The organism is Kitasatospora sp. NBC_01246 (assembly GCF_036226505.1).
Lineage (GTDB): Bacteria > Actinomycetota > Actinomycetes > Streptomycetales > Streptomycetaceae > Kitasatospora.
Map to the genome: position 1 here is coordinate 4,687,206 of NZ_CP108484.1, position 26,011 is coordinate 4,713,216.

Here is a 26,011-nt window from a genome sequence, read left to right on the forward strand (position 1 = left end):
ACACATCCAACCTCATCAGGCCATCACGCATTCCGAAGGGTGCGGGGCATGGCAGGCTTCGCGTGAGTGTTCTCAGGCTCGGGCCGTTGGAAGCTGGTCGAGATCATCACCCTGCGGCTGGGGCTCTCAGCAGCTCTTGCAGGTGCGCTGGCCCGGAAAAATAGACGCACCATCTTCCGCTTTCGGAACTTTTCGGTAGAGTCGGCTGCCAGCGCAGGCGGGATATCCCTCCAGCACACATCTGCTTGCTCGCGCACTTCGGCCAGATGAGGTGTTCGTGTCACTGATCCCCGCGGGTCTGCCCGAGTCGCACCAATCCATTGCTGCGGAAGCTGACCGCATTCATGAGAGCGCACTGTGGAGCGCGCAAGGCCAGTTTGAGCAAGCAAAGCTGTGGCGCCTCATCAACCTCTTTCTTGGTGTTCCGGCAGCAGCGCTTGCCGCCATCTCTGGTGGAACCGCCCTCGGCGGGGACCTCGGAATCTGGCCCGGGGTCCTGGCGCTCATTTCAGCAGCCCTCACCGCCACATTGACCACAGTCAATGCCTCGCGCCGGATGACGCAGGCTCAAGCATCGGCAAACGCCTATCTTCAGCTCCAGACGGCCGCGCGGCAGTTCCTTACGATTGACCTTGCCGATTTGACCCGAGAGGATGCGCGGGACGCGTTGCGCAATCTTACGAACAGCCGGGACGAGCTGAACAAGACGTCCGATCCTCCGGGCCGGCTGGCCTACAAGAAATCCAAGAAGAACATCAGTGGTGGGGGTCAAAACTACTCTGCGGACGGAGATGAATGAGGATGGCGCTGACTGTTGCTTCGGCGTTCAATGAGTTCGACTCTGTGGTGAAGCCATCGCCCGCCACGTGGACCAAAGTGTGTGAGCGTCGAGACGCCGTCCTGAAGGTCATAGGGAAGGCATTTCCTGCCGGCGGCGACATCAGGTACCAGTCGGCTAAGATCATCGGTTCGCTGGGTCGGAACACCGCCTGCCGCCCTGTCGATGACATCGACCTCATGGTCTACCTGCATATTGATGCGGACTTGTGGGCTCAGAAGTACCGAGACGACTCATCTGAATTTCTGTATAGGGTTCGACGGGTTCTAAATGAACACTCTCCTGTGCGCAAGGTTGGCGCACGCGGTCAAGCTGTTCGATTCTTCTATGTCGACGGCCTTAGCGTAGATGTGGCGCCGGTCGAGAAATATACAAGTGGGAACTATGGCATACCTGATGGATCGGGGAACTGGCTAACCACAAACCCTGTGAAGCACGAGACATACTTGACGGAACGAAACGATGCCGTCAGTGGCGACCTGAAGAAGATCATCCGATTTGCCAAGAAATGGAACAAGGCTCACAGCTCGCGCCTGGCTTCGTTCCATCTTGAAATGATGGTTGCCCGCACGTACGGCACGCTGGGAGGTAACTCGCGGACGGCGCTTCGACTGTTCTTCGACTATAATCTCTACAATCTCTCGGTGCAGGACCCGGCGGGGTTTAGTGGCGACCTCTCTTCATATCTGACCCAGTCGAATAGGGATGCTGTAAATGATGGTCTAAAGGCGGCTCGGGACAGGGCGGATCTCGCACTGGCAGCCGAGAATCGGGGTGACCACCGGGAGGCAATCAGGCTTTGGCGGATCATCCTCGGCAACGACTTCCCGATATTCGGGTGACAAACAACCGAAAGTCACAGGATGGTGATCCTGCTACCGAAGTCCGCGAGGGTCAGTTCCTTGTCACCGGTGTTGAGCCATCCGTCGGGGCCGACCGGCGGTTCAGTGGACCGGCATGCGGGCGGCGCTGGTCTCCACGATCTCGCGGGCGACCAGGAGTGGGGTGTCCTCCCATCCGAGCAGAGCCTTCGTGATGGCGACCGCCCGAACGATGCCCGTGCCACGCTCCACCAAGAGGGCCTGCACCGCTTCCATACCCTCGCTTGAGAGCACGGGGCGATACTCTTCGACCAGCGCGGACCACTGCGCGGCTGCCTCGGGCTCCAGCCCGGCAACGTTTCCGAACACGCTGTTCCTCCACTTCTCGCACGGACGGATCGGCGGGTGCTGTGCCGGTAGCGCCTGTGCCGCCGTCCGTCAGGTCGTCGGCACGGAAACGCCGCGATCCCAGAGTTCTTCGGCGTGGGATGTGAACCGGTCGAACATCCCGCCGTCCTGCTGTCGGCGGAGGTGCATCATCGGTGAATCGTGCCCGACGAACCGGGCCAGATGAGGCGTCACAAGGGCCTGTGAGTCGAACCGGAACACGGACAGGCCAACGTGGTTGGTTGCGTCGTCATCGGCGCTGTAGCGGGCTTCCAGGCCCTCTGCGTCGCGCAGCTTGGCCAGGTTCTCCAGGGTGATCCGGATACGGGTCGAGACGGTCAGGGCGACGTCCTCGACCCGTTCCCTCTGCCTCGTGGTCTCGCCGTTCGGATCGCCCAGCAGGAACCGCACCCGACAGCCGGCCTCGGCCTTGGCGCGCAGCGTGCTCAGAAAGTTGGGCTGCTCCAGCCAGAGGAAGTAGTTCGTGAAACCGGCGAAGAACAGATCATCCCTGGCGTCACTGATCAGCTGCCCCCATGCTGCCGATGTGCAGGCGGAGCGGTAGGGGTAGACAGCGACGATCTCCCGGTCAGGGCCGGTCTTCAGGGTCGTCCGTACGATGTTCGGCCACAGCATCGCTTCACTCACCCCTAGCGCTTCGCTCGCGTCGACCCTGTTCCGAGCGTGAGGGACCAACGCCTCATCCGTCAGCCATCGTTCCACCGTCTTAGGTGTCACCCCCACGTGGGTGGCCAGCTGTCGGACGCTCACCCGGGCGTCCCCCATAGCGCGGTGCAGGGCAGTGTTCAAGAGACTCCCCCGAGACATTTGGGCGTTCTCAGACGCTACCGCCGAGCCGGGCAGGATGTCCCCGCTTTGGCTACTGTTCTCGCCCGAACGGGCCGGTACACCAGTGGGGGACGAACCCGGACAGTGAGTGGAGCCGACATGTCAGCAGAGATGCGGGCCGAGACCTGCCGCAGAGTTGTACCCATGCCCCCGCAGCGTGGAGTCCTGGTCGATGTCTGGGGCGTCGCCGACAGCGATGATCCTGGCCGCACCGTGACTGGGCCCGAGGGTGAGCCGGTGATCTTCTACAGCTTCACCGACGCGTCACGATGGGTGGCTGGCCGTGGCTGAGCAGTGGGAACCGCAGGCAGGGCAGACGGCCTACGACCGGCGTTCGGGCCAGGCGGTCAGGATCATGTCGGTGCACACCTTCGGCGTGTTCGTCCGGCCTCTCAAGGGCGGGCGGGAGGCGATCACGAAGCTACGCAACCTGATCCCGCCGGATGACCAGCCGGGCGGATTCAACTCCTGGCAGGCAAGCCGGGGTTGAGTCCAGAGCGCCAACGATAGAGGGCGCCGCCCCGGGCGCCCTCTCGCCTGCCGCTCCTTACTCGGTTCCGAGCGCCCGGTACAGGGTCGCCCGGCTGACTCCCAACGCCTTGGCGATCACGGTCACGCTCTCACCCTTCGCACGGCGGGCATGGGCCGCAGCGAGTTTGTCGGCGTCCAGCACGTTCGGCCGTCCGCCTGTCCGCCCCTGCGCCCTGGCGGCCTCCAAGCCGGCGCGGGTGCGGTCCTTGATCAAGCTGCGCTCAAACTCCGCCATCGCCCCGACCACCTGGAGCATGAGGCGGCCGTCCGGAGTGTTCGGGTCGATGCTGGCGAGCGCCCCCGTCAGGACCCTGAAGCCGATGCCCCGCGCCGACAGCGCGTCCACCATGGTCACCAGGTCGATGAGCGACCGAGCGAAGCGGTCCAGCTTCCACACGCAGAGCGTGTCGCCAGGGCGCAGGTGGTCCAGCGCGGCGGCAAGCTCCGGGCGGTCAGTGTTCTTCCCGCTGGCCTTGTCCGTGAAGATCCGGGCGCAGCCCGCTGCGGAGAGCGCGTCGTGCTGAAGCTGTGCCTCCTGATCGTCGGTGGAGACTCGGGCGTAGCCGATCAGGTGTCCGATGTTCGTCGCCATGCCCCAAGCGTCTCATAACTCGTCTCACAACCACAAGGGGCTTCGGAAGGTTTTGAGACGGGTTTTGAACGCTTGATCGACCCCGGGCACGCCGTTCGCGGGTCGTCTCACAAACCATCGTTTCTGAGATGGCCCGCAAGGGTGACCCAATGTCACGAGCGGGTGCTGAGACCTCCTCCTCCGAAGAGACGAGGTCGAGTACGCGTCTCCAGACCCGTACGGACCGAGCGGCCCAGCACCTCAGCGGTCGGAGAGTCGTGCACCCGGGGTCACCCCCCTCCCGTCCCTCTCCTCGTCCCAGGGGTCCAAAGTGCCGTACTGGGCCTTATTTTCTAAACCCTCTAACGCGAGTAGAAGTAAATAGGAAAAGGGGTGTAGTTCAGGCACTTTCGCCCCGACCCTGCACTGAGGGTGACGCGCGGCCGGGGATGGCGACGCTCGGTGACGACGCCTGGGGAGGTGGCCCTCCGCGCAAACAGGCTGATCAGCCATGCGAGAGATTTCCCTCCCTGCCGCGCTGGGGCAGGAGGGGAAGGGGGTACCCGCCTGGCCGGCGACCGGAGGCGGGTGGTACGGGTGACGTGGTGACGGAATGACGGCCAGTTCTGGTTTCTCTATGACATACGTGGTCTAGAGAAAACCTGAATCACCCGTCATTCCGTCACCACGTCACCGTCGCTGGCCAACCGTGAGCGCCCACACGGCCGCCAGCAGGCACGAAGAAGCCCAGCCCGACCACCAGGGACCAGACGGAGCCCAGAGGGCCGCGCAGGGCGGCTACTCCGTGATCGCTGCCCACTTGATGCGGACGCGCTGCTCCGGGACGAAGCGCTTGCCGCGTTCGCCCTTGCTGATGAACACGCCGTCTATGGCCAGCGACAGGCGACCCCGCTTCTCATCTTGCGTCGAAGCCTCCCAAGCCGGGTACAGCAATTCGCTGTCCAGCATCGGAGTGATGTCGATGGCGGGCAGCGGGATGTTGGCGAGGTCGGCGCGCAGGCCGTCGATGCGGCTCAGGAGCCGGGTGGCGAGACGTTCGTATCGGTCGAGAGCACCAGGGCGGTCGAACTCGCGACGGACGTAGCGTGCTTCTTCGAGGTCGGCCAACCGGGCTTCCTGGTCGGTGATCTCGTCGGCTACGGCGTCTCGCTTGGCGAAGGTCTCGGGGTCAGTTCGCTTCACCCACCGGTCAGCGATGGTCACCAACAACGGGTCGTCCAACTCCAGAGCGGGGAGCAGCGACAGGAAGCGCTCGGACACGTACGCGTCCACCCGGTCGGCCATGGCACTGGCGCCGGGGCACTGGTTGCCCGCCCGGCGGGCCATGCACTGGTAGCTGTTGCCCACCTTGTGCATCCGGCGACCGCACCCTGGCACGCCGCAGAACACCAGGCTTGTGAGCAGCGCCGTGCCGTTCGGCTTCGGCATACGTTTGCCCGCGTGGACGCGGGTCCTGGATTCGAGCTGCCGGATGATCCGCTCGCGCTCGCCGACCGTGACGATCCCCTCGCCGATGCTCACGGTGTCCAGCGTCTCAGGGTCTCGGTAGGGAAACACGCGGCTGGTGAACTTGCGGCTGCCGTCCTCGGCTTCGATGGTTTCGGTCTCGGGCATGAGCCCGGCGAAGGCTGGCGACTTGACCAGGTTCATGATGCTCGCGGCGTTCCACTGGCCACCCCGGGCCGAGGGGATGTCGTACTCGTTGAGCAGCCGGGCGATCTGCACCAGGGACTTGCCGGCCAGTGCGTCGTCCGCGATGAGGCGGGCGTAGACGGCCGTCTCGGGGTCGTGCACCAGCTTCTTCGTGGTGGGGTCGACCAACAGCCCGTACGGGGGCCGTCCGCCGATCCACTGGCCCTGTCGGCGGAGGTGCCGTTTCGCGTGGGCCACGCGGGTGCCGAGGTTCTTCGACTCGGAGCGGGCGAGTTCGGCGAGCATGGCGACGACCATGCGGGCCGAGTCGTTCGAGGTGTCGAGACCGTCCACGACGGAGACCAAACGGCCGCCCGCCTTCTCGATGTCGTCCAGGACCTTGCCGACCTGGCCGATGCCCTTGCGGGACAGGCGGTCCAGCTTCCACACGATCAGCGTCCCGACGACGCCCGCTGTGACGGCGGCAAGGGCGGAGTCGAAGCCTTTGCGCTCAACGTCCTTGAACCCGGAGCGCCCCCGGTCGATGTGAACCTTGCGGACCGTCAGGCCGTTGCGCTCAGCCCATGCGCGGCAGTCGGCTTCCTGCCGTTCGATCGCCGTCTTGCCGTCCCGGTCCAAGGACAGCCGAAGGTACAGGTCACACAGGGTGTGGTGGTGCACGTACGCCCCCTCTGGAGATCCCTATATTGTGTAGGACTTCCAGAAGTCCAGGACGGTGATCTTGCCCCGGAAGTCGGCGAGGGTGAGGTCCTTGCCGCCGGTGTTCAGCCAACCGCCTGCCCCGACCAGCTCGGGGGCGCGTACACGTGCACGAGATGCCATACCCCCATCAAACCGCACGTGGGGTGCTCCTCATTCCTGCGGTCGGCGGGGGAGTGCGCCCGGGGGCCGGGGGCTTCCGGCGGGTGGTCACTCCGGGCGGGGGCTGCCGGCGAGGGCGGGGGTGGCCGGGGGGTCGGCGGTGGTGTCGGGGGCGACGGCCGGGGCGGGCACGGTGGGGCGGGCCCGTCGGGAGACGGTGTCGCACCAGGTGATCAGACGGCGGCCGGCCTCGATCATCGGTGTCTCCAGGCGGCGGTGCAGCAGGTCGGCGGCGGCCAGCGCGACCAGGCAGACGGCGGCGGCGAACGTCGGGGTGCCGCCGGGCAGCCACGGGGCCAGGGCGGCGGTGAGGCTGACGGCCGAGGCCTGGAGCAGGTAGAGGCCGTAGGAGCGCTCGCCGACGAAGACCAGCGGGCGCAGCGAGAGCAGCAGGCGGCCCGGGCCGGGGCCGAGCAGGGTGGGCAGCAGGAGGGCGACGCCGAGGCCGAAGAGGAAGACGGTGGGCTGCTCGCTGCCGAAGTGGTCGGTCAGGTCCGGCAGGTGGGCGTGCAGGACGAGGAAGCCGGCCCCGGCCACCGCGCCGACCACCGGGTGGGTCAGCGGGCTGAGCAGGGCGAAGCCGCGGCGGCTGTGCAGCACGACGGCGAGCAGCGCGCCGATCAGCAGCACCGAGTAGTGCAGGCCCATGCCCTTCCAGGTCTCGTTGTACGGCACCAGGACGAGGGCGATCGCGGCCACGGCGAGCGGGATGCGGAGCCGGTCGGAGATCAGGCCGACCAGGATCAGCGCGAGCGGCCAGACCAGGTAGAACTTCTGCTCGATGCCGATGGTCCAGGTGTGCAGGTACGGGGTGTCGCCGGCGAGGTGGTACTCGTTCATGAAGCCGAGGTAGTTCGGCAGGTGGTCCATCAGCACCGCCCAGCCGTGGCCGGAGCGGTAGACGGCGACCATGGTGATCAGCAGCCCCAGGTAGTACAGCGGCACGATCCGGAACACCCGCCGGATGTAGAAGTTCCGCAGCGATATGCGCCCGGTCCGGTCCCGTTCCCGGAGCATCAGGGTGGTGATGAGGAAGCCGGAGAGGACGAAGAAGGCGTGCACCCCGATCCAGCCGGAGAGGAACCGGGACTGCGGGCCGCCGTAGTGGAAGAAGACGACGATCACGGCGGCGACGGCGCGCAGTCCGTCCAGCGCGTCGAACCGCCGCATCGCGAGGAATTCGGCATGGGTCAGTCGGCGCATGGGGAGTCTCCGGACGGGCGGGGCGTCGTCGCCGGGGCACCCGTGCGGGCACCGACGGTCAGGGCAGCGACATCATGGCCGACCGCGGCCGTTCTTGACCATCCGGTGGTGGAGTGTGACGGTTCCGTGTGCCCGGAGCCGGCTCGCGACCGGACCGCGCTCGGGAGTGGATCCGCTCAGGACCGGGCCGCGCTCAGGACCGCGGCGCCGAGCGCCAGCGGACCTCGCCGTCCTGCCGCTCGTCGGTGGGGCGCAGGCCGAGCGCCCGGGCGACGGCGGCGGAGGCCCGGTGGTCGGGGTGGACGTGGGCGAGGACGGTGGTGACGCCGGACGCCCGGAGGTGGTCGAGCAGGGCGCGCGCCGCCTCGGTGGCGAGGCCGCGCCCCTGCCAGGGGGTGCCCAGGACCCAGGCGATCTCGGCGGTGTCCGGGCCGATGGTGGCCTGGACGTAGCCGGTCAGCCGGCCGTCGGCGCGCAGCCGGAGCGCCCAGTTGCCCCAGGCCTCGGCGGGATCGGGAGAGCCTGCCGCGAGCCGGGCGTAGCGGGCCCGCAGGTCACCGGCGGTGGCCGGTCCGCCGCCGGTGAAGGTGTAGAGGTCCGGGTCGGCGAGGGCGGCGGCCATCCCCTCGGCGTGCTCGGGGCCGATCGGCAGCAGGTCCAGGCGCTCGGTACGCAGGACGGCGGCGGTGACGGCGGTGACGGCGGTGACGGCGGTGTCGTCGGTGACGGCTGCGGCAGCGGTGACGTCGGACGGATCGGACTGGTCCACGGGCCCATTCAACTCCGTCGTGTGGCGGTGCTTCGCACGGGGAGGCCGATCGGGTCGAATGGATCGCACGTCCACGCGAAGGAGGCGGTATGCGGTACCTGGTCAGGGAGAAGCTGTTCGCGATCGGTGACGACTACTGGATCGAGGACGATCAGGGGCACAAGGCGTTCCTGGTGGACGGCAAGGTGCTGCGGCTGCGCGACACCTTCGAGCTGAAGGACGCCGACGGCCGGGTGGTCGCGGTGGTGAAGGAGAAGGCGTTCACCGTCCGGGACGCGATGAGGATCGAGGACGCCGACGGCGAGGTGGTGGCGACCGTCCGGGAGAAGCTGTTCACGCCGTTCCGCGACAAGTACCTGGTGGAGCTGGCCGGTGGCGGCGAGCTGAAGGTCCACGGGGACCTGATCGACAAGGACTACCGGATCGAGGACGAGCACGGCGACGAGCTCGCCCGGATCTCCCGCAAGTGGTTCCGGATCCGTGACACCTACGGCGTGGAGGTGGCCGACGGCGCGGACGTGGGGCTGCTGCTGGCCGTCGCCGCCTGCGTGGACCACCTGACGGCGCAGGACTGACCCGGGTGGTCGGTGACGGGTGCGGGACCGGCCGGTCCCGCACCCGCACCCCTCACGGGCCGGTCAGACGATGACGTGCGGCAGGAAGCGGGCGCCCTGGTGGGTGATCGGGCTGTCGTCCGTCTCGCGGATGCCGAGGCCCGCCGCCTCGCCGTCGATCACCCAGGTGCCGAGCACCGGGCGGTTGCCGTCGAAGTCGGGCAGCGGGTGGTACTGCTGGTAGCAGTGGCCCTCGGCGCCGTAGCGGTCCGGGTCGCCGGCCCAGTCGGCGAGCCGGGTCTCGGCGCCGTCCGGCCCGACGATCCGGATGCCGGCGCCCTCCCGGCCGAGCAGCGGCTTGGCCGCGTACCCGGGGCCGCCCGGGTCGGCGAGTTCACGCGGGCCGTCCAGGTAGGCGGGCAGCAGGTTGGGGTGGCCCGGGTAGAGCTCCCAGAGCACCGCCAGCAGCGCCTTGTTGGAGAGCAGCATCTTCCAGGCCGGCTCGATCCAGAGGGTGGAGCCGGTGCCGCCGCCGTGGTCGATGACGTCCAGCAGCTGCTCGCCGAACTCGTCCTCGGCCAGCCACTCCCACGGGTAGAGCTTGAACGCCGAGCGGATGAAGCGGTGTTCGAGGTCGACGAACCGGCCGGAGAGGCCGTCCCAGCCGATGTCCTCCATCGCGATGCCGACCGTCTCGATGCCGGCCTGTTCGGCGCACTCCTGGAGGTAGAGGGTGGTCATCCAGTCCTCGCCCTCGGTGTCGCCGCGCGAGTGGGCGAAGTGCACCGGGCCGGACGGCAGCAGGTGCTTCTGCCGGGCCCAGGACGCGACCAGCCGCTCGTGCAGCGAGTTCCACTGGTCGGCGGCGGGGAAGCGCTCCTCCATCCAGAACCACTGCGGGCCGGCCGCCTCGATCAGCGAGGTCGGGGTGTCGGCGTTGTACTCGAACAGCTTGGCCGGTCCGGTGCCGTCGTACGCGAGGTCGAAGCGCCCGTAGAGGGCCGGCTGTTCGGCGCGCCGCCGCCAGGACTCGGCGACGGTCGCGGCGAGCCGGGGGTCGGTGATCCCGTAGTCCGTGAACCGGCCGGTGCGGACCACGTGGTCGGCGGCCGCCAGGCACATCAGGTGCAGTTCCTCGACCACCTCCTCCAGCGCCTCCACCTCGGGCAGCGAGAACTCGTAGTACCCGCTCTCGTCCCAGTAGGCGTGCGGGCCGCCCTGGTTGCAGGGGTCGGAGCACATGGCGTAGATCAGGCCCTGGCCCTCGACGGTGGCCAGCCAGTCCGGGCGCGGGGCGATGGTTCTGCGGCGCACCGCGGTCAGCCCCCGCCCGAGCCGCTGGAGCCGGCGGGGCAGCCGAACCCGCCGCGCTTGGTGGCGGCCTTGTCGAAGGTGCCGCCGAGCGCGGTGGTGCCGCCGGAGCCGCAGTAGTACCAGCGGCCGGCGGCGGCGGTGGTGCCGCCCGCGCACGCGTGACTGTCGAGCACCTTGAGCGTCGTCGGGTCGACGCAGCGGCTCGGCGGGGTGCCGCCGCCGGAGGAGCAGCCGGAGAGCGCCAGGGCGAGGGTGCCGACCATGCCGAGGGTGACGAAGCCCGAGCGGCGCCGGGCGTCCGGCCCCGGGCTGCCGGTGCCGGTGGCTGTGCTGGGGGACTGGGACGGCGTCATGGCGCCCGATGGTACGCGTGGGCCGGGATGGTACGGGAGGGGCCCCGGATTCCTGTTCCGGCCACGCCCGATGGGATATGTTTTGCCGATCCTTGACGGTCGGACCGGGCCGAGCCGGACCGGGCGGCCTCCAGTGAGCGGACACGGGGGACGAACACCCATGAACGACATCCTGCACGGCCTCGGTGCGGCGGCCGCCTTCGGCGCCGTCGGTGTGGTGCTGCTGCTCCTCGGCGTCGGCCTGGTCGACGTCCTGACGCCCGGCAAGCTGGGCCACCAGATCTGGGTGGAGCGCAACCGCAACGCCGCCGCGGTGCTCAGCTCCGCGCTGCTCGGCATCGGCGGCATCGTCTTCACGGCGATCATGTACACCTACGAGGACTTCGGCAAGGGCCTCGTCTCCACGGCCTGCTTCGGCCTGCTGGGCCTTGTGCTGATGGCCGTCGCGTTCTGGGCGGTGGACGTCCTGACGCCCGGCAAGCTCGGCGCGATCCTGGTCGACCCCGAGCCGCACCCGGCGGTCTGGGTCACCGCCAGCTGCAACATCGCGGTGGCGGCGATCGTGGCGGCCGCGATCGCCTGAGCCCCCGTCGGAGGCCCGGGCGCCCGCCCCCCCTGCGGGTCCGGGCCCGCGCCGTCCGACCCGCGCGCCGTCCGACCCGCGCCGTTCGACCCGCGCCGTCCGACCCGCGCCGTCCGACCCGCGCGCCGTCCGGGCCCTACGCGGCTCCCCCGCCGGGGTGCGGGGCCCCGCCGAGGACGTGCTCGCGGCCCCAGGCCCCCAGCGGTGCCAGCGCGGCGTTGAGCCGCGCCCCGACCGGCGTCAGCGAGTACTCGACGCGCGGCGGCACCTCGTCGTACGCCTCGCGGCGCACGATGCCGTCGGCCTCCAACTCGCGCAGATGGGCGGCGAGCACCTTCTCGGTGATCCCCGGCACCAGGCGGCGCAGCTCGCCGAAGCGGCGGTTCGGCCGCTCGTCCAGCGCCCAGAGGATCAGTACCTTCCACTTGCCGCCGATCACGTCCATCGCCGCGTCGATCCCGCAGACGTACCCGCCCGGCCTCGGCACCGTCGCCATGCCCACCCCTTCCGACCTGCTCGCTCACCCCAGGGTAACCACCCACTTCGAGGTGCGTACTTGTCGGCCGGCGGCCCGGGCGACGAGCCTGATCGGCATGGCAGAGAACAGCGTTGACCCCGTGTCGAAGTCCACCCCCGCTCCCTCCCTCACCCTGCTCGGCCTCGGCGCGATGGGCACCGCGCTGGCCCGGACCTGGCTCGCCGCCGGGCATCCGCTGACCGTCTGGAACCGCACCGCCGCGCGGGCCGAACCGCTCGCCGCCCTGGGCGCCACCGTCGCCGCCACCCCCGCCGAGGCGGTCGCGGCCAACCGCCTGGTGGTCGTCTGCCTGCTCGACGACGCCTCCGTCGAGGCGGCGCTGGACGGCGTCGACCTGGCCGGCCGGGACGTGGTCGACCTCGTCACCGGCACCCCCGGCCTGGCCCGCGCCCGCGCCGCGTGGGTCGAGCAGCGCGGCGGCCGCTACCTGGACGGCGGGATCATGGCCGTCCCGCCGATGATCGGCGTTCCCGAGGCCGGTCCGTACGTCTTCTACAGCGGCTCGCAGGCGCTGTTCGAGGAGCACCGCGACACCCTGTCCGTCCCGGCCGGCACCCGCTTCGTCGGGGCGGACGCCGGGTTCGCCGCCCTGTACGACGTGGCGCTGCTGAGTGCCATGTACGGCATGTTCGCCGGGGTGGCGCACGCCTTCGCGCTGATCGGCGGGGAGGCGGTGGCCCCGAGCGACCTCGCGCCGCTGCTGACCTCCTGGCTCCGGGCGATGGCCGGCTCGGTGACGCGGACCGCCCTGCAGCTGGAGGGCGGTGACTACACCGTGGGCGTGGTCTCCAACCTCGCAATGCAGGTCGCCGGCACGCCCACCTTCCTGCGCACCGCCGAGGAGCAGGGTGTCAGCGCCGAGCTGCTCGCCCCGTACTTCGCGCTGATGGCCCGCCGGCTCGCGGAGGGCTCCGGTGCGGAGGACCTGACCGGCGTGGTCGACCTGCTGCGCCGGTAGGCGGAGCGGGCGGGCGGGCCGGCGCTCGCCGCCCTCAGCCCGCCGCGCCCTCAGCCCGCCGCGCGGTCGGTCGCGGGGCGGCGGCGCAGCGCCGCGTCGGTGAGGGCGGGCGGCTGCCAGACGCCGTCCGGGTGGTAGACGTTCGTGCCGGGCGCCACGATGGCGTCGATCCGGTCGAGGGCGGCGTCGTCCAGGGTGAGGTCGGCGCCCTTGAGGGCCGCCGCCAGCTGCTCCCCGGTGCGCGGGCCGATGATCACCGAGGTGACGGCCGGGTGCGCCAGCGGGAAGGCGAGGGCCAGTTCGGGCAGGGTGCGGCCGAGGTCCTCGGCGAGCGCGGTCAGCTCCTCGACGGCGTCCAGCTTGGCCACGTTGACCGGCAGCGCGGGGTCGAAGCGGCCCGGGTGGAGGGCGGCCCGGCCGGTGCCGAGGTCGATCGGGCGGCCCTTGCGGTAGCGGCCGGTGAGGAAGCCGGAGGCGAGCGGGCTCCAGGTCAGCGCGCCCATGCCGAGCCGCTGGACGGTCGGCAGCACGTCCCGCTCGATGCCCCGGGCGAGCAGCGAGTACGGCGGCTGCTCGGTGCGGAAGCGGGACAGGCCGCGCCGCTCGGCGACGTGGTACGCCTCGACGATCTCCGCGGCGGGGAAGGTCGAGCAGCCGAAGGCGCGGATCTTGCCGGCCGTGACGAGGTCGCCGAGTGCGGAGAGGGTCTCCTCGATGTCGGTGGTGTGGTCGGGCCGGTGGACCTGGTAGAGGTCGATCCGGTCGGTGCGCAGCCGGCGCAGGCTCTCCTCCACCTCGTGGATGATCCAGCGCCGTGAGTTGCCGCCCCGGTTGCGGCCCTCGCCCATCGGGAAGTGCACCTTGGTGGCGAGGACGACGTCGTCGCGGTTGCCGCGGCTCTGCAGCGCCTTGCCGACGATCTCCTCGGACTCGCCCGCCGAGTACATGTCGGCGGTGTCGACGAAGTTGATGCCCTGGTCGAGGGCGGTGTGGATGATGCGGACGCAGTCGTCGTGGTCGGGGTTGCCGACCGCTCCGAACATCATGGTGCCGAGGCAGTAGGCGCTGACCTCGATGCCGGTGCCGCCGAGGATGCGGTAGCGCATGGTGCTGGTCCCCCTGCTGTGGTGGGTGGCCGTCCCCGGCCGGGAGCCGGGTCGCTCGCCCCCGACGGTAGATCTTGGAGTGCACTCCAGGGCAAGGGGCGGCGGCGTTCCGTCGGTGACCGGCTCCGGCGTGACCCCGGTGGTCGCCGCGCGTTCGTCCGGTGTCGCACCGGGGGACCGGCCGGGGCACGGTTTGCGGAACCGGCAACAAAGCTTGCCGATGATGCGGGGCTCGTCGCAGGCTGGCGGTGCCGGCGACCGCACCGGTGCGGTCGCCGCCGGGATCCGCCGCCGGACCCGCTGCCGGGCTCGCCGGACCCGCCGCCGCGCGGTGAAGCCGCCGGTCCGGATGCCGATGCCGATGCCGACGCCGAAGCCGCCACCGACCTGAACGGAGCACCCCATGCACCGCCCGCACCACCACGACGCCCCCGCTCCCGCCCCCGCCCCCGCCCCCGCCCCCGCCCCCGCTCCCGAGTCGGCGAACGCCGACGCGCACGGCCATGGCCACAGCCACGATCACGGCCACCACGGCTCCGGGTCCGAGCCGGACTGGGCGGCGCTCGTCACCTACCTGGAGCGCGAGGGCGAGCTGAACACCCCCGCGTTCGTCGGGGCCGCCGGGTGGCTGGGCGAGCTGATGGACGGCATCCCCGTGGGGCGGGTGCTCGACATCGGCAGCGGCCCGGGGGTCGTCGCGACCGTGCTCGCCGATGCCTTCCCGGCCGCCGAGGTGGTCGCCGTCGACCAGTCCGCCGCCCTGCTGGAGCGCGCGGTGGCCCGTTCGTCCGGCCGTGTCACCGCCCGGCAGGCCGAGCTGCCCGCCGAGTTCGGCGGGCTGGGCACGGCCGATCTGATCTGGTCCTCCCAGGCGATCCACCATCTCGGCGACCAGCAGGCGGCGTTGACCGAGCTGGCCGGCTCGCTGCGTCCGGGCGGTCTGCTCGCCGTCGCCGAGCGCGGTCTGCCGCTGCGCTTCCTGCCGCGTGACCTCGGCCTCGGCCGCCCCGGCCTGCAGGCCCGGTTGGACGCGGCCCATGAGGACGTCTTCGCCGCCATGCGCGCCCAACTCCCGGGCTCCGTGGCGGAGGTGGAGGACTGGCCGGGCATGCTGTCCCGCGCGGGCCTCACCCCGGCCGGCTCGCGCACCTTCCTGGTGGAGTGGCCGGCCCCGCTCGCCGCCCCGGGGCGCGAGCACCTGTACGCCCATCTGGAGCGCCGCCGCGCCCAGGTGGACGCTGGCCTGGACGCGGAGGACCTGGCCACTCTGGACGCCCTGCTCGACCGCGAGGCGCCGACCGGCATCCTGGACCGCCCCGACGCCTTCTACCTCACCGCCATCACCGTCCACACCGCCCGGGCGACCGGCACGGCCTGACGGGGACCGCCCGGCGGGCGCGCGGACGGCGCGCCCGCCGCCGGTCAGAGGCCGGAGGCCAGCTTCAGGGTGACGGCGCCGGCGATGATCGCGGCGAAGGACAGCAGTTTGGGGAGCGTGATCCGCTCCTTGTGGAGCACGGCGCCGAGGACGACCGTGCCGATCGAGCCGAGCCCGGTCCAGATGGTGTAGCCGACGCTGACGTCCAGCGTCCTGAGCGCCAGGCTGAGTGTGAAGATGCCGCCCGCGGCGGCCACCAGGGTGAGGACGGACGGCCAGAGCTTGGTGAAGCCGTGGGTGGCGTTGGTGCCGAGGGCGAAGACGATCTCGAAGACGACGGCGATCGCGAGGAAGATCCAGGCCATGACGGTGGGCTCCTTGGGTGGTGGGGCGGCGGGGGAGGGCGGGGTCGGTCGGCGGCGCGCGATCAGGCGGTGGCCGGCCGCTCGGCCTTCCCGGTCGGCCGGTCGCTGCCCCCGGTCGGCTGCCCGGCGCTCCCCGCCGGCTGCTCCGCGCCGCCGGGGCGGTCGGAGAGCTTGAGGCCGAGCACCCCGCCGATGATCAGGACGAAGGCCGCCGCCTTCCCGGGGTTCATCGACTCGTGGAAGATCACCGAGCCGAGGACGACGGTGCCGACCGAGCCGATCCCGGTCCACACCGTGTAGCCGACCCCGACGTCCAGGGTCTTCAGGGCGAGGCTGAGGAAGAAGATCCCGCCCGCCGCCGCTCCGGCGGTCAGCAGGGACGGGCCCAGCACGGTGAAGCCGTGGGTGGCGTTGGTCGCGAGGGCGAAGACGACCTCGAAGAGCGAGGCGATCAGCAGGTAGATCCAGGCCATGGGAGAACCCCCCGGGTTCGTCGCGGGTAAGTGATTGCATGTATGTGCAAATTGATGTCGACTGGGCAAGAGCATGCATGTACAAGTAACCTGTGTCAATCCGCCCCGCCTGTGCCAGGAGCAGCCCATGGACCCGGAACCCAGCCCCACCAGCGGCGACCCGGACGCCGGGCCGTCGGATTCCCGGATGTGGAGCCGGCTCACCGCCCTCCACGCCCATGTCGAGGGCCGGCTCGCCACCGCCCTCCAGCGCCGGCACGGGCTCGGCCTCTCCGAGTACCGCGCCCTCGGCTTCCTCTCCGAGGCTCCCAAGGGCGAGCTGCGCATGCAGGACCTCGCCGCCGTCCTCGGCCTCAACCAGAGTTCGGTCACCCGCCTGGTCGCCCGCCTGCACACCGCGGACTTCACCTACCGGGACCTCTGTCCGGACGACAAGCGCGGCGTCTACACGGTGATCACCGCCGCTGGCCGCGCCCGTCACCAGGAGGCCCGCGCCACCTACGAGGAGACCCTCGGCGCCGCCCTGGACGAGGAGGCCGCCGCCGCCCCCGACCTCGCCCCGCTCCTCGGTACGGCCCGCCGCTCCCTCGGCTGAGCGCACCACCCGGCCGCTCCCGTACCCGCATCCGCCCCCCCGCGCCCAGGAAGTCGACCCGGCCGACTTCCTGCGCGGCCCGGTGCCGAACGCCGGCGGCCCGGTGCCGAATGCCGGGTCCGACGGTGCCGAACGCCGGGCGGTACGGTCGCCGCATGGCAGCTTCGAATCCCGATGTCGTCGTGGTCACCACCACCCACGACGACGAGTCCAAGGCCCGCGCCCTGGCCGCCGCCGCGGTGCGCGAGCGGCTGGCCGCGTGCGCGCAGCTCTACCCGGTCCGGTCGGTCTACCGCTGGGACGGCGAGGTGCGGGAGAGCGCCGAGTGGCGCGTCGACCTCAAGACCCGCGCCGGGCTCACCACCCGGCTCACCGCGTTCATCACCGAGCACCACGACTACGACACCCCCGAGGTCGTCGCCGTCCCGGTGGTCTCCGGCAGCGGCGACTACCTCGCCTGGGTGGCCGCCGAAACGGGCCCCTGACCGGCCGTCCTCGCAGGAGCGGCCCCCGTCGCCGACCGGCGACGGGGGCCACCACACCTACGGTGTGCCGCTACTCACCGCCGCCGAAGCGGGCGGTCCAGGCGGCCAGGTCCTCGTCGGTGATCTTGGCGAACAGCACCGGCGGCACGGTGAACGCGGTGCCCGCCGGCACGAAGTCCAGCGCGCGCGCCTCCTCGGCGCTCACCCACGCCCGGGTGCGGGCCGGGGCGTCGTCCGCGAGCGCGAACGCCTCGCGCATGGCCTGCGCCGCCGCCGGGATGAACGGCTCGGAGACGACGGCGTAGAGGTGGATCAGGTTCATCGCCGTCCGCAGGGTCAGCGCGGCGGCCTCGGGGTCGGTCTTCACCTGGAGCCAGGGCGCCTTCTCGTCCAGGTAGGCGTTGCCGGCGCTCCACAGCGTGCGCAGGCTCTGCGCGGCCTTGCGGAAGTTCAGCGCCTCCAGCTGGGCCTCGTACTCGGCCAGCAGGTCGGCGATCTGCGCGCCCAGCCGCTGCTCCGCCTCGCCCGCCGCGTGCCCGGCCGGGACGTCGTCGCCGAACCGCTTGCGGCTGAAGGAGAGCACGCGGTTCACGAAGTTGCCGAGGGTGTCGGCAAGGTCCTTGTTGACGACCGAGGAGAAGAGGTCCCAGGTGAAGCTGGAGTCGTCCGACTCGGGGGCGTGCGCCATCAGGAAGTAGCGCCAGTAGTCGGCCGGCAGCAGCTCCAGCGCGACATCGGTGAAGATGCCCCGCTTCTGGCTGGTCGAGAACTTGCCGCCGTAGTACGTCAGCCAGTTGAAGGCCTTGACGTAGTCGACCTTCTTCCACGGCTTGCGCGAGCCGAGCAGGGTGGCCGGGAACATCACGGTGTGGAACGGGACGTTGTCCTTGGCCATGAACTCCGTGTACCGGACGGTGTCGTCGGCCTCGTACCACCAGGACTTCCAGTCCCGGGTCTCGCCGCCGGCCGCCGAGTCCGCCCACTCCTTGGTCGCGCCGATGTACTCGATCGGGGCGTCGAACCAGACGTAGAAGACCTTGCCCGCGGCCGCCAGCTCCGGCCACACGTCGGCCGGCACCGGAACGCCCCACTCCAGGTCACGAGTGATGGCGCGGTCCTGCAGCCCCTCGGTCAGCCACTTGCGGGCGATCGAGGACGCCAGGACGGGCCACTGGTCGCCGTGCGCGTCGACCCACTCCTCGACCTGGTCGGTCAGCTTCGACTGGAGCAGGAAGAGGTGCTTCGTCTCGCGCACCTCCAGGTCCGAGCTGCCGCTGATCGCCGAGCGCGGCTCCAGCAGGTCCGTCGGGTCGAGCACCCGGGTGCAGTTCTCGCACTGGTCGCCGCGCGCCTTGTCGTAGCCGCAGTGCGGGCAGGTGCCGACGATGTACCGGTCCGGCAGGAACCGCCCGTCGGTGACCGAGTACACCTGGCGGATCGCCCGCTCCTCGATGAACCCGTTGGCGTGCAGCTCACGGGCGATCTCCTGGGTGATCTCCCGGTTCTGCTGCGAGGAGCTGCGCCCGAAGTGGTCGAACGACAGCCGGAACCCGTCGTAGACGGCCTTCTGCTGGTCGTGCGCCTGCGCGCAGAACTCGGCGACCGGCAGCCCGGCCTCCTGCGCGGCCAGCTCGGCCGGCGTCCCGTGCTCGTCGGTGGCGCAGATGTACAGCACCTCGTGCCCGCGCTGGCGCAGGTACCGGGAGTAGACGTCCGCCGGGAGCATGGACCCGACCATGTTGCCCAGGTGCTTGATCCCGTTGATGTACGGAAGGGCGCTGGTGATCAGGTGCCGAGCCATCCTCGGATGCTCCAATTTCTCCCGCACGCACCCCAGCCCGGAGTGCCGTGACAGGCGCAGGGTCTGGGGGCCGCAACGGAGGCCGCGCCGCAGTCGGCCGGGCTCCGGGCTGCCACACAGAGCGAAGGTCCACTGTGGGCGTGCGCAGTGTATCGAAGCCCGGGCGGCCTCCTCCCGCCCTTTTCACCGCTCGGACGGCGCGCGGCCGCCGTCAGCCCGCGGCCGCCCGGCGGTGCACCTGGACGACCGCGTGCCGGCCGGTGGTGCGCCACGGAGCGCCGGTGGCCTCCAGGCGGGCGAGGACGGCGGGTTCGACGCCGACGACCACGTCCGACTTGAGCGTCCGCAGCGCCGCGACGGAGGACGGGAAGTGCGCCACCGCCGCCGCGAACGGGGTGGTCGGCGGCCAGAGCCGGTCGCCCACCAGGCGGCGGTAGTTGAGGTCGCCCTTGAAGACCGTCAGGGCCGCCCCGGCGAACTCCGCCCGGAGGCCGGCGGGCAGGTCGTGGAAGGTCAACGGCGCGCAGAAGAACGCGTCGGCGCGGACGGTGAGTTCACCCGTGCCGAGGGCCCGCCACAGCCGCCGACCGATCGCCGCCGCCCGGGGCGTGGGCGCCGCCCGCAGGCGCTCGACGGTGGCGAGCAGGTCGGCCGGGGTCGCGTCCGACACGAAGTACGGCCGGGGCTTCACGTACAGCGCCACCTCGGCGGCCAGGCCGTCGTCGAGCAGGTGGTCGATCAGCACCAGGTCCGGCAGCAGCTCCCGGCCGGCGTTGTCCGCGACGACGCAGACCCGGCCGCCGCGGGTCCGCTCCAGCTCGGTCCAGATCACCGCGCTGTCGTCGGCGACCAGCTCGGCGACGGGGCCGTCGTCGGCCGCCGTCAGCCCGAAGCTCAGGTCCGCGCGGTTGCCCCACAGGGCCGACGTCACCAGGGCGCGCGCCCGCTGCCGGGGTGGCAGTTCGCCCAGCGGCTCCAGCGCGGCCAGCTCGTCGTCCACCGCCGGGCCCGCCAGTTCGGCCGCCTTGAACGGGCCGAACGGGTCGATGCCCTGCCAGGCCCCGGGGCGGAAGTAGCCGGTGGCGTCGAGCAGACGGTGGTAGAACCAGTTCTCCGCCCACAGGAACGGCGCCTCGCCCCACGGCCGGCCCCAGAGCCCCTCGCCCCACGCCAGCCACCGCTCCCGGTCGTGGACGCCCGCGCCCGGCGGCGTCAGGACGCCCGTGGTGCTCTCCACCAGCAGCCGCTCCACCGCCGCCCGCTCGCCGGGCCCGTACGGCAGCGCGTCGAGGACCTGGCCCAGGAGCTTCGGATGCCGCTCGTGGAACACGCCCCAGGGGAACGAGCCGGGGACGTCACTGCGGATCAGGGGCGCGCTGGTCGGCACGGGCGGCTCGTCTCTGTCGGTCGGTCAGCGCCACCCGGTCCGGTGGGCGATCCAGGTCCGTCCGACCGCCGCCATGCGGGCTGGTAGTCGCGCAGGTACGGCACGCCGGGCGGGGCCGGGAGGCGGGAGTTGCGCTCCCAGTATCCGGCCTGGGCGACCGCGAACGAGGTGACCGCCCGCGGCGGGGCGTCGCTCCAGGAGGTGGCGCGCCCGATCAGCTCCTCCGCCCGCCCGGCGGTGTGGCCGGCCCGGATCAGTTGCGGGACGAGGAAGGCCGGGGCGATCCAGGCGGCGCCCTGGTGGAGGTGGGACCAGTCGATGGCGAGGGCAGCCCCGTCGCGCATCAGCAGGTTGTCGGCGCGCAGCTCCACGTGCAGGAGACAGTCGCCGCTGCGGGGGGGGGGGGGGGGCGTCAGGCGACGAAGTGGTCGAACTCGCCGGCCTTCACGCCGAGGAGGAAGGCGGCCCACTTGCGGGGGGTGGTGCGGACGATGATGTCGCCGGTATCGGGATCGCGGATCTCGACCATGTCGTCGGCGGTGCGGACTTCCAGGGACTCGTGGGCCTCGCCGCCGAGTGAGGCCTTCTTCCAGTCGTTCATGCTCCTCAACCTTTCAGATCGGTGGACTTGACCCGGCGGCCCCTCGCACCCTGCGAGGGGCCGCCGGAACGATTCGTCTAGGCGCGGCCGAAGTGGTCGAACTCGCCGCGCTTGACCCCTTCGAGCCAGAGGGCGAACTTCCTGGGCGTGGTGACGACGATCGAGTCGGGGTCGTCGGACTCGCGGATCTCGACCAGGCCTTCACTGTTTGTGGAGACCTCTACGGAGTTCCCTCCGTCCTGGGAGCTGCTGGTCGACTTCTGCCACTGCTGAGGCATGCCTCTACCTTTCCAATTCCAGACCGTGCTTGATGTGTTGGATGACGCCCCAGGAGTCCCGTCCTGACTGTGGCCGGGATGAGGTAGTCGGGTCGCCGGGCGGGAGGGCAAGCCTGGAGAGGGCATCGAACCTGCTGCGGAACTGGGCCACGGCCTCAGGCAGGTCATTGAATGCAGACTCGCCCGGGGCATCGATCACGACGGTGGAGAGAGCGGAAGAGGCCGGTTCGGTGATGAGGAACGGGCCGCTGTACGGCAGCGTCGCCCTGACGCTGAACGGGAAGATCTGGATGGTGACGTTTGGACGCTCGGCCGCTTCGAGCAAGTGGGCGAGCTGGCCTCGCATGACATCGCCTCCGGCAAAGGCCATCAGCAGCGCCGCCTCATGGATGACGAAGCGGAACGAGGCGGGCCCGTCGAGAGCCTGCTGCCGGTCGCGGCGGAAGCACACGGTGTCGTTGATCTCCTCGACGGAGAGCGATGTCTCGCTGTTCTCGAACAGCTTGCGCATGTACTGCTCGGTCTGCAGCAGCCCGGGCACCAGGAATGTCTCGTAGTTGAGATACGCCGACGTTGCCCAGTGCTCCAACTCGGCGAGGTCCAGTGCGAAGGAGGGGACCTTGCGCCGGTGCCGGCTCCACCAGCCCTTGCCATCGCTCGAACCCATCGCGGCCAGTGTGGCCAGGTACTCCTCATTCGTGCAGCCATAGAGGGCTGCGAGCAGGCGCATCCTGTCCTCGTCGAGGCCGGTGCGTGCCGCTTCGATGTGGTTCAGCTGCGGGCCGCGCATCCCAATGTGTGCCGCGGCCGCCTGCACCGCGATGTCGGCGTCCAGGCGAAGGCGGCGCACCTCGGCGCCGTACCGACGCTGGCGCTCGCTGATGTGCGCTCGTAGAGCCAAAGTTCGTCCCTTCCCGTGGCATCGGCAGTGTCGCGCGCTGGGGCGGCACGCCGCCACTCGCTGGGGAGGGTCAATCTAGGATCACCCTTGCGAGTGGTTGCACTAATGAGGGGGTGAGCCTACCTTGAGTAGCGAATCACTTACTGATGGTTCATCGATGACCCCGAAGTGCACCCCGGATGGGCGTGCAGGCTGCCGACGCCTGTCCTCCTCATCGTCGGCGGGGGCAAGCCACGGGGGATGGCCCTCTCCTCCGCACCCTCACCTCAACTGGACTGGAGACAGTCGATGTTGCTCCCGCTCCTTCGCCCGCCGGCCTCCGACCCGGCTGTCGAGTTCAGGCTCGACCTCTTCCCGCCGGCCCTGCCGGAGATCGTCGGGGCGCTCCGCCGCCTCCTGCGCGACACCCTCCGCAGCATCGGCCTCGACTCCGACGCCCCCTGCCTCGTCCTCTCCGAGCTGGTCACCAATGCCCTGGTCCACGGTGACGGCCCGCCGACCGTCGTGCTCGAACTCCGGTGCGGCAGGCTCTACATCGCCGTCTCGGATGCCTCCGCCGCCCCCGTCGTCCGCCCGGATCCGAACGACTCCCGTACAAGCGGACGGGGGCTTGACCTCGTGGCCGGGCTTGCCGATGAGTGGGGTGTGAAACTCATCGGGTCGTACGGCAAAGCGGTGTGGGCCGTGGTGGCGGTCGGCGGCTGATGGGTGTCTTCCTGCTGGCCGGGCTGCTGGTGTCGGTGCTCTTCGTCGGCATCGTCGCGCAGCTCATCGCGAGCCGTCAGCCGCGGGAAAGGCGCTCCACCAGACGGGACTTGGCTGTCGGCCACTCGTCCGCCAGCATCGAGAAGTAGGCGCTGTCGCGCCAGACCCCATTGGCCCGCAGCTTCTCCCGACGGTGAATGCCCTCGTACTGGGCGCCCAGTCGCAGGATCGCGTTGCGGGAGCGGTCGTTGAGCGCGTCCGTCTTCCAGAACACCCGGCCCATGCCCAGGTCCTCGAAGGCGTGGACGAGCAGCAGCAGCTTGGCCTCGGTGTTGATCGCCGTCCGCCAGGCCGACCGGGCGTACCAGGTGCCGCCGATCTCGACCAGCTCGTTCTGGGCGCTGAAGTCGTAGTACCCGGTGATGCCGACGGCCCGCTCGCTCGCGAGGTCGATCACGGCGAACTTCACGGCGGTGCCGGCCGCCACCTCGGCCAGGCGGATGTCGAGGACCTCGCCCAGCTCCTCCTCCGTCGTCGGCGGGTGGAACGGGATCCAGCGCCAGACGTCCGGGTCGGGGCCGACGGTGGCCCACAGGTCGGACGCGTGGTCCCGGCTCAGCGGCTCCAGGCGGACGTGGCGGCCGGTCAGGGTGACGGGGGCAGGCAGTTTCGCAGTCATGATCCCGAAAGTAGCCAAACTCTGCACTAGATGCAAGAGATTATTGCACTAGTGCAGATCCAAAATGCCAAGAAGAAGGCCCTGCGGGACGCAGTGTCCCGCAGGGCCTCACATGCTCAGGCTCAGACGAACGAGTTGATCTGGATCGTCTCGTACCGGCCCGGGCCGACGCCGATGGCGGAGATCGGGGCGCCCGACATCTCCTCCAGCGCCTTCACGTAGGCCTGCGCGTTCTTCGGCAGGTCGGCGAAGGTCTGGGCCTTGCTGAGGTCCTCGGTCCAGCCCGGCAGCGTCTCGTAGATCGGCTTGGCGTGGTGGAAGTCGGACTGGTTGTACGGGAGCTCCTCGACGCGCTTGCCGTCGATCTCGTACGCGACGCAGACCGGGATCTGCTCCCAGCCGGTCAGCACGTCCAGCTTGGTGAGGAAGAAGTCGGTCAGGCCGTTGACGCGGGTCGCGTAGCGCGCGATCACGGCGTCGAACCAGCCGCAGCGCCGGTCGCGGCCGGTGGTCACACCGCGCTCGCCGCCGATCCGGCGCAGCGCCTCGCCGTCGGCGTCCAGCAGCTCGGTCGGGAACGGGCCCGAGCCGACGCGGGTGGTGTACGCCTTCAGGATGCCGATGACCCGGTCGATCTTGGTCGGGCCGATGCCGGCGCCGGTGCAGGCACCGCCGGCGGTCGGGTTCGACGAGGTCACGAAGGGGTACGTGCCGTGGTCGACGTCGAGCAGGGTGCCCTGGCCGCCCTCCAGCAGGACGACCTTGTCGGCCTTCAGCGCCTCGTCGAGCACCAGGGTGGTGTCGGCCAGGAACGGCTTGATCTTGTCCGCGTAGCCGAGGTACTCCTCCAGGACCAGCTCGGCCGGGATGGCGCGGCGGTTGTAGAGCTTCACCAGCAGCTGGTTCTTGTCGTGCAGCGCGGCTTCGATCTTCTGCTGCAGGATCGACTCGTCGAAGAGGTCCTGGACCCGGATGCCGACGCGGTTGATCTTGTCCGCGTAGGTCGGGCCGATGCCGCGGCCGGTGGTGCCGATCCGGCGCTTGCCGAGGAAGCGCTCGGTGACCTTGTCCAGGGTGCGGTGGTACGGCGTGATCAGGTGGGCGTTGCCCGAGATCAGCAGCTTGGAGGTGTCGATGCCGCGCTCGTTCAGCCCGCTGAGCTCGGAGAGCAGCACGCCCGGGTCGATGACGACGCCGTTGCCGATCACCGGCGTCACATTCGGGCTGAGGATGCCGGAAGGCAGCAGGTGCAGGGCATACTTCTGGTCGCCGATGACCACCGTGTGACCGGCGTTGTTGCCGCCCTGGTAGCGAACGACGTAGTCGACGGAGCCGCCGAGGAGGTCGGTCGCCTTCCCCTTGCCCTCGTCCCCCCACTGAGCGCCAACGAGCACGAGTGCCGGCACAGGCGTACACCCCTTCCGGTTGGGGCATCCTGCGAAGGCCGCAGTCTGCCCCGAGATAGACGAAGCCCCTGGCGCAATAGCGCAAGGGGCTCTTGCACCGAGAGATTACCTGAGGAAGGACCGGTCGTGTCGTCCCTGTCCACGCCCGCAACCGGCGGCCCCGAACCGCTCCTCCTGCTCCTCGACCCGGCGGCCCGGCAGACCGACGGCGAGTCGGTGCGGATCGCGAGGGACGTCCTGTGCGGAGGGACGGACGCCAAGGTGGCCTACCCGGAGAGCCCTTCCGAACTCGACCGGGTGCTTTCGCACCGGGGCCGCCGCCGACCGGTGGTGATCGGCTCCGACCTGGCGATGCAACGGGTGCTCCAAGCCCTCTACCGCCAGCGTGAGCTGGGTGCGGACCCGGTCGGCATGGTCCCGGTGGGCCGGTCCGACGAGCTGGTGGCGGCCCGCGCGCTCGGTGTGCCGGGCGAGCCGGTGCCGGCCGCGCGGGCGGTGCTCGGCGGCGTGCCGCGCAAGCTGGACCTGCTGGTGGACGACGGTGGCGGAGTGGCGCTCGGCACGGTGCGGATCTCCGGCAGCGGAGCGCGCCGGATAGCGGGCCGTACGGGTGGCTGGCGTTCGCTATGGGCGAAACTGGCTGCGGCCGAGCAGGGGACCTCACTCACGGTCGAGGCCGGCCGGGGCGAGCACAGCGCGCTGCTCCGGGTCGAGGCGGACGGCCGGCTGCTGGCCGACCTCGACCAGCCGGTCCGGGTGGTCGAGGTGACCCTGCCGGGCGGGGAGGCGATCGGCGGCGTGATGGAGATCGTGGTCCGCACGCCCGGCGCACTGGTGCGCGCCCGGGCGGCGACCCTCGCGGTGACGGGGCGCGGGTTCGGCTACGAGGCGGACGGCCAGCCGGTGGGCCCGGTCCGGGACCGGACCTGGACGGTGCACCCGGGCGCCTGGGGGCTCCTGCTCCCGAGCACCTGAGGCCGGGGGAGGCCAGGGGAGAGCCGAACCGAGGACTGAACCCGAGGACTGAACCGAGGCCCGAAGGGGTCG

32 protein-coding genes are annotated in these 26,011 nt (G+C 70.5%); 11 read left to right on the forward strand and 21 right to left on the reverse strand.

The window, feature by feature from the left end:
- Positions 1-277 precede the first annotated feature (277 nt).
- A complete protein-coding gene (locus tag OG618_RS20475; protein WP_329488982.1) occupies positions 278-799 on the forward strand; it encodes an SLATT domain-containing protein in 522 nt (173 codons plus the stop codon).
- Positions 796-1,680, forward strand: coding sequence for an SMODS domain-containing nucleotidyltransferase (locus OG618_RS20480; RefSeq protein WP_329488983.1), 885 nt, complete (start codon positions 796-798; stop codon positions 1,678-1,680). The genes OG618_RS20475 and OG618_RS20480 overlap by 4 nt, the downstream gene beginning before the upstream one ends.
- 102 nt (positions 1,681-1,782) lie before the next feature.
- On the opposite strand, the gene OG618_RS20485 is transcribed toward OG618_RS20480, so the two are convergent.
- Entirely contained in the window at positions 1,783-2,028 is a 246-nt protein-coding gene (locus tag OG618_RS20485; RefSeq protein ID WP_329488984.1) for a hypothetical protein, read from the reverse strand.
- A 69-nt stretch (positions 2,029-2,097) separates the two neighbouring features.
- Positions 2,098-2,694, reverse strand: coding sequence for a DUF5919 domain-containing protein (locus OG618_RS20490; protein ID WP_329488985.1), 597 nt, complete (start codon positions 2,692-2,694; stop codon positions 2,098-2,100).
- A gap of 484 nt (positions 2,695-3,178) precedes the next feature.
- On the opposite strand from OG618_RS20490, the gene OG618_RS20495 reads away from it, so the two are divergent.
- The gene (locus tag OG618_RS20495) at positions 3,179-3,385 is read left to right on the forward strand and encodes a hypothetical protein (RefSeq protein ID WP_329488986.1); all 207 of its coding nucleotides are present in this window, start codon (positions 3,179-3,181) and stop codon (positions 3,383-3,385) included.
- A 57-nt stretch (positions 3,386-3,442) separates the two neighbouring features.
- On the opposite strand, the gene OG618_RS20500 is transcribed toward OG618_RS20495, so the two are convergent.
- The 5 genes from OG618_RS20500 to OG618_RS20520 form a co-directional block, all read right to left on the reverse strand.
- Complete coding sequence (locus tag OG618_RS20500) at positions 3,443-4,018, reverse strand: recombinase family protein (RefSeq protein ID WP_329488987.1); 576 nt, start codon at positions 4,016-4,018, stop codon at positions 3,443-3,445.
- A 777-nt stretch (positions 4,019-4,795) separates the two neighbouring features.
- Complete coding sequence (locus tag OG618_RS20505; RefSeq protein ID WP_329488988.1) at positions 4,796-6,331, reverse strand: recombinase family protein; 1,536 nt, start codon at positions 6,329-6,331, stop codon at positions 4,796-4,798.
- Between the two features lie 21 nt (positions 6,332-6,352).
- The gene (locus OG618_RS20510; protein ID WP_329492411.1) at positions 6,353-6,493 is read right to left on the reverse strand and encodes a hypothetical protein; all 141 of its coding nucleotides are present in this window, start codon (positions 6,491-6,493) and stop codon (positions 6,353-6,355) included.
- Between the two features lie 87 nt (positions 6,494-6,580).
- Positions 6,581-7,735, reverse strand: coding sequence for an acyltransferase family protein (locus OG618_RS20515; protein ID WP_329488989.1), 1,155 nt, complete (start codon positions 7,733-7,735; stop codon positions 6,581-6,583).
- 193 nt (positions 7,736-7,928) lie between these two features.
- On the reverse strand, positions 7,929-8,411 hold the full coding sequence (locus tag OG618_RS20520) for a GNAT family N-acetyltransferase (protein WP_329492190.1): 483 nt from the start codon (positions 8,409-8,411) through the stop codon (positions 7,929-7,931).
- A 182-nt stretch (positions 8,412-8,593) separates the two neighbouring features.
- Here OG618_RS20520 and OG618_RS20525 point away from each other — a divergent pair, with 182 nt between their 5' ends.
- A complete protein-coding gene (locus OG618_RS20525) occupies positions 8,594-9,079 on the forward strand; it encodes an LURP-one-related/scramblase family protein (protein WP_329488990.1) in 486 nt (161 codons plus the stop codon).
- A 63-nt stretch (positions 9,080-9,142) separates the two neighbouring features.
- Here the strand turns inward: OG618_RS20525 and OG618_RS20530 are convergent, their stop codons facing one another.
- Together OG618_RS20530 and OG618_RS20535 are read right to left on the reverse strand one after the other, a co-directional pair.
- On the reverse strand, positions 9,143-10,372 hold the full coding sequence (locus OG618_RS20530) for a glutathionylspermidine synthase family protein (RefSeq protein ID WP_329488991.1): 1,230 nt from the start codon (positions 10,370-10,372) through the stop codon (positions 9,143-9,145).
- Positions 10,373-10,377: 5 nt separating this feature from the next.
- A complete protein-coding gene (locus OG618_RS20535; protein WP_329488992.1) occupies positions 10,378-10,725 on the reverse strand; it encodes a hypothetical protein in 348 nt (115 codons plus the stop codon).
- A gap of 160 nt (positions 10,726-10,885) precedes the next feature.
- Here OG618_RS20535 and OG618_RS20540 point away from each other — a divergent pair, with 160 nt between their 5' ends.
- Positions 10,886-11,308: a DUF350 domain-containing protein gene (locus tag OG618_RS20540; RefSeq protein ID WP_329488993.1), complete on the forward strand. Its 423-nt coding sequence runs from the start codon at positions 10,886-10,888 to the stop codon at positions 11,306-11,308.
- Positions 11,309-11,444: 136 nt separating this feature from the next.
- Here the strand turns inward: OG618_RS20540 and OG618_RS20545 are convergent, their stop codons facing one another.
- Positions 11,445-11,804 carry a winged helix-turn-helix transcriptional regulator gene (locus tag OG618_RS20545; protein WP_329488994.1) on the reverse strand — a complete coding sequence of 120 codons (360 nt, stop codon included), beginning with the start codon at positions 11,802-11,804 and terminating at the stop codon, positions 11,445-11,447.
- Positions 11,805-11,901: 97 nt separating this feature from the next.
- Here OG618_RS20545 and OG618_RS20550 point away from each other — a divergent pair, with 97 nt between their 5' ends.
- Positions 11,902-12,804: an NAD(P)-dependent oxidoreductase gene (locus OG618_RS20550; protein ID WP_329488995.1), complete on the forward strand. Its 903-nt coding sequence runs from the start codon at positions 11,902-11,904 to the stop codon at positions 12,802-12,804.
- A gap of 50 nt (positions 12,805-12,854) precedes the next feature.
- Here the strand turns inward: OG618_RS20550 and OG618_RS20555 are convergent, their stop codons facing one another.
- Positions 12,855-13,910, reverse strand: coding sequence for an aldo/keto reductase (locus OG618_RS20555; RefSeq protein WP_329488996.1), 1,056 nt, complete (start codon positions 13,908-13,910; stop codon positions 12,855-12,857).
- Positions 13,911-14,313: 403 nt separating this feature from the next.
- Here OG618_RS20555 and OG618_RS20560 point away from each other — a divergent pair, with 403 nt between their 5' ends.
- Positions 14,314-15,288 carry a class I SAM-dependent methyltransferase gene (locus OG618_RS20560; protein WP_329488997.1) on the forward strand — a complete coding sequence of 325 codons (975 nt, stop codon included), beginning with the start codon at positions 14,314-14,316 and terminating at the stop codon, positions 15,286-15,288.
- Positions 15,289-15,332: 44 nt separating this feature from the next.
- Here OG618_RS20560 and OG618_RS20565 read toward each other — a convergent pair whose 3' ends face one another.
- Both OG618_RS20565 and OG618_RS20570 read right to left on the reverse strand, forming a co-directional pair.
- Positions 15,333-15,653, reverse strand: coding sequence for a DMT family transporter (locus OG618_RS20565; RefSeq protein WP_329488998.1), 321 nt, complete (start codon positions 15,651-15,653; stop codon positions 15,333-15,335).
- A 62-nt stretch (positions 15,654-15,715) separates the two neighbouring features.
- Positions 15,716-16,126, reverse strand: coding sequence for a DMT family transporter (locus tag OG618_RS20570; RefSeq protein WP_329488999.1), 411 nt, complete (start codon positions 16,124-16,126; stop codon positions 15,716-15,718).
- 127 nt (positions 16,127-16,253) lie between these two features.
- Here OG618_RS20570 and OG618_RS20575 point away from each other — a divergent pair, with 127 nt between their 5' ends.
- Positions 16,254-16,721 carry a MarR family winged helix-turn-helix transcriptional regulator gene (locus OG618_RS20575; RefSeq protein WP_442906833.1) on the forward strand — a complete coding sequence of 156 codons (468 nt, stop codon included), beginning with the start codon at positions 16,254-16,256 and terminating at the stop codon, positions 16,719-16,721.
- 155 nt (positions 16,722-16,876) lie between these two features.
- On the forward strand, positions 16,877-17,206 hold the full coding sequence (gene cutA / locus OG618_RS20580; protein WP_329489001.1) for a divalent-cation tolerance protein CutA: 330 nt from the start codon (positions 16,877-16,879) through the stop codon (positions 17,204-17,206).
- A 70-nt stretch (positions 17,207-17,276) separates the two neighbouring features.
- Here the strand turns inward: cutA and metG are convergent, their stop codons facing one another.
- From metG to OG618_RS20610, 6 genes are all read right to left on the reverse strand, one after another.
- Positions 17,277-19,007, reverse strand: a complete 1,731-nt coding sequence (metG, locus tag OG618_RS20585; protein WP_329489002.1) for a methionine--tRNA ligase — start codon at positions 19,005-19,007, stop codon at positions 17,277-17,279.
- A gap of 211 nt (positions 19,008-19,218) precedes the next feature.
- On the reverse strand, positions 19,219-20,394 hold the full coding sequence (locus OG618_RS20590; RefSeq protein WP_329489003.1) for a damage-control phosphatase ARMT1 family protein: 1,176 nt from the start codon (positions 20,392-20,394) through the stop codon (positions 19,219-19,221).
- Positions 20,373-20,765, reverse strand: a complete 393-nt coding sequence (locus OG618_RS20595; protein WP_329489004.1) for a hypothetical protein — start codon at positions 20,763-20,765, stop codon at positions 20,373-20,375. Before OG618_RS20595 ends, OG618_RS20590 begins: the two co-directional genes overlap by 22 nt.
- 41 nt (positions 20,766-20,806) lie before the next feature.
- Positions 20,807-20,995 (reverse strand): DUF397 domain-containing protein, encoded by a 189-nt coding sequence (locus OG618_RS20600; protein ID WP_329489005.1) that lies wholly within the window; start codon positions 20,993-20,995, stop codon positions 20,807-20,809.
- A gap of 77 nt (positions 20,996-21,072) precedes the next feature.
- Positions 21,073-21,273, reverse strand: a complete 201-nt coding sequence (locus OG618_RS20605) for a DUF397 domain-containing protein (RefSeq protein WP_329489006.1) — start codon at positions 21,271-21,273, stop codon at positions 21,073-21,075.
- Between the two features lie 4 nt (positions 21,274-21,277).
- Entirely contained in the window at positions 21,278-22,174 is an 897-nt protein-coding gene (locus tag OG618_RS20610; protein WP_329489007.1) for a DUF5753 domain-containing protein, read from the reverse strand.
- A gap of 288 nt (positions 22,175-22,462) precedes the next feature.
- Between OG618_RS20610 and OG618_RS20615 the strand changes: the two genes are divergently transcribed.
- On the forward strand, positions 22,463-22,879 hold the full coding sequence (locus OG618_RS20615; RefSeq protein ID WP_329489008.1) for an ATP-binding protein: 417 nt from the start codon (positions 22,463-22,465) through the stop codon (positions 22,877-22,879).
- A gap of 76 nt (positions 22,880-22,955) precedes the next feature.
- Here the strand turns inward: OG618_RS20615 and OG618_RS20620 are convergent, their stop codons facing one another.
- Positions 22,956-23,558 carry a GNAT family N-acetyltransferase gene (locus OG618_RS20620; protein ID WP_329489009.1) on the reverse strand — a complete coding sequence of 201 codons (603 nt, stop codon included), beginning with the start codon at positions 23,556-23,558 and terminating at the stop codon, positions 22,956-22,958.
- Between the two features lie 122 nt (positions 23,559-23,680).
- Positions 23,681-24,964, reverse strand: a complete 1,284-nt coding sequence (locus tag OG618_RS20625; RefSeq protein WP_329489010.1) for an adenylosuccinate synthase — start codon at positions 24,962-24,964, stop codon at positions 23,681-23,683.
- 126 nt (positions 24,965-25,090) lie between these two features.
- Here OG618_RS20625 and OG618_RS20630 point away from each other — a divergent pair, with 126 nt between their 5' ends.
- Complete coding sequence (locus OG618_RS20630) at positions 25,091-25,939, forward strand: diacylglycerol kinase (RefSeq protein WP_329489012.1); 849 nt, start codon at positions 25,091-25,093, stop codon at positions 25,937-25,939.
- Positions 25,940-26,011: the final 72 nt, after the last annotated feature.

What these genes read in the sequence shown, in the direction of transcription:
- OG618_RS20560 (WP_329488997.1), top strand. Translation starts at nt 14,314, where the DNA reads ATGCACCGCCCGCACCACCACGACGCCCCCGCTCCCGCCCCCGCCCCC.
- OG618_RS20565 (WP_329488998.1), bottom strand. Translation starts at nt 15,653, where the DNA reads ATGGCCTGGATCTTCCTCGCGATCGCCGTCGTCTTCGAGATCGTCTTC.
- OG618_RS20515 (WP_329488989.1), bottom strand. Translation starts at nt 7,735, where the DNA reads ATGCGCCGACTGACCCATGCCGAATTCCTCGCGATGCGGCGGTTCGAC.
- metG (WP_329489002.1), bottom strand. Translation starts at nt 19,007, where the DNA reads ATGGCTCGGCACCTGATCACCAGCGCCCTTCCGTACATCAACGGGATC.
- OG618_RS20550 (WP_329488995.1), top strand. Translation starts at nt 11,902, where the DNA reads ATGGCAGAGAACAGCGTTGACCCCGTGTCGAAGTCCACCCCCGCTCCC.
- OG618_RS20620 (WP_329489009.1), bottom strand. Translation starts at nt 23,558, where the DNA reads ATGACTGCGAAACTGCCTGCCCCCGTCACCCTGACCGGCCGCCACGTC.
- OG618_RS20525 (WP_329488990.1), top strand. Translation starts at nt 8,594, where the DNA reads ATGCGGTACCTGGTCAGGGAGAAGCTGTTCGCGATCGGTGACGACTAC.
- OG618_RS20575 (WP_442906833.1), top strand. Translation starts at nt 16,254, where the DNA reads ATGGACCCGGAACCCAGCCCCACCAGCGGCGACCCGGACGCCGGGCCG.
- OG618_RS20540 (WP_329488993.1), top strand. Translation starts at nt 10,886, where the DNA reads ATGAACGACATCCTGCACGGCCTCGGTGCGGCGGCCGCCTTCGGCGCC.
- OG618_RS20605 (WP_329489006.1), bottom strand. Translation starts at nt 21,273, where the DNA reads ATGCCTCAGCAGTGGCAGAAGTCGACCAGCAGCTCCCAGGACGGAGGG.
- OG618_RS20555 (WP_329488996.1), bottom strand. Translation starts at nt 13,910, where the DNA reads ATGCGCTACCGCATCCTCGGCGGCACCGGCATCGAGGTCAGCGCCTAC.
- OG618_RS20535 (WP_329488992.1), bottom strand. Translation starts at nt 10,725, where the DNA reads ATGACGCCGTCCCAGTCCCCCAGCACAGCCACCGGCACCGGCAGCCCG.
- OG618_RS20510 (WP_329492411.1), bottom strand. Translation starts at nt 6,493, where the DNA reads ATGGCATCTCGTGCACGTGTACGCGCCCCCGAGCTGGTCGGGGCAGGC.
- OG618_RS20500 (WP_329488987.1), bottom strand. Translation starts at nt 4,018, where the DNA reads ATGGCGACGAACATCGGACACCTGATCGGCTACGCCCGAGTCTCCACC.
- OG618_RS20570 (WP_329488999.1), bottom strand. Translation starts at nt 16,126, where the DNA reads ATGGCCTGGATCTACCTGCTGATCGCCTCGCTCTTCGAGGTCGTCTTC.
- OG618_RS20600 (WP_329489005.1), bottom strand. Translation starts at nt 20,995, where the DNA reads ATGAACGACTGGAAGAAGGCCTCACTCGGCGGCGAGGCCCACGAGTCC.
- cutA (WP_329489001.1), top strand. Translation starts at nt 16,877, where the DNA reads ATGGCAGCTTCGAATCCCGATGTCGTCGTGGTCACCACCACCCACGAC.
- OG618_RS20615 (WP_329489008.1), top strand. Translation starts at nt 22,463, where the DNA reads ATGTTGCTCCCGCTCCTTCGCCCGCCGGCCTCCGACCCGGCTGTCGAG.
- OG618_RS20545 (WP_329488994.1), bottom strand. Translation starts at nt 11,804, where the DNA reads ATGGCGACGGTGCCGAGGCCGGGCGGGTACGTCTGCGGGATCGACGCG.
- OG618_RS20480 (WP_329488983.1), top strand. Translation starts at nt 796, where the DNA reads ATGAGGATGGCGCTGACTGTTGCTTCGGCGTTCAATGAGTTCGACTCT.